Origin of the sequence: Paenibacillus zanthoxyli JH29, assembly GCF_000520715.1 — a bacterium.
GTDB classification, from domain to species: domain Bacteria; phylum Bacillota; class Bacilli; order Paenibacillales; family Paenibacillaceae; genus Paenibacillus_AQ; species Paenibacillus_AQ zanthoxyli.
The window spans coordinates 1-359 of record NZ_ASSD01000289.1 but is presented as its reverse complement, the minus strand read 5'-3'; the positions used below and the strand labels follow the sequence as shown (position 1 = coordinate 359).

Sequence of the window (359 nt, the reverse complement as noted above, 5' to 3'; positions counted from 1 at the left end):
CGGCAGACGCTGGACATCACGCAGACTGCGGCAGCCGTCCAGAAAGGGAAGCAGCCACTCTTCCATGCTCCCCGAGAGACCCTCATCGGACACATCCGGCCAGGAAGGGTCGAGCCGGTGCATAAACGCCAAGCGTTCCCTAAGCTGGAGAGTTCCCTTATCCCAAGGAAGCAGTCTTAGACCCTCCCCGGAAATCACCCGCATCAGAACCCTCGCCGCTTCTTCCGGAGAAGGACGCTCATGACCGGACTCCTTGAGCGTGAGTTCGCCGAGCATCGTGCGGCGGCGGGATTTAACGCTCTTGCTCTCGTCATCCCAGTACACTTCGGATCGCTCTGTCACGATATCCGCGTGATGCT

General features: G+C 59.9%; 1 pseudogene. It reads right to left on the bottom strand.

Going from position 1 to position 359, the window contains the following annotated elements:
* Window positions 1-359 (bottom strand): annotated as a pseudogene (locus tag L691_RS32700) (ATP-dependent helicase HrpB); the annotation flags it as partial.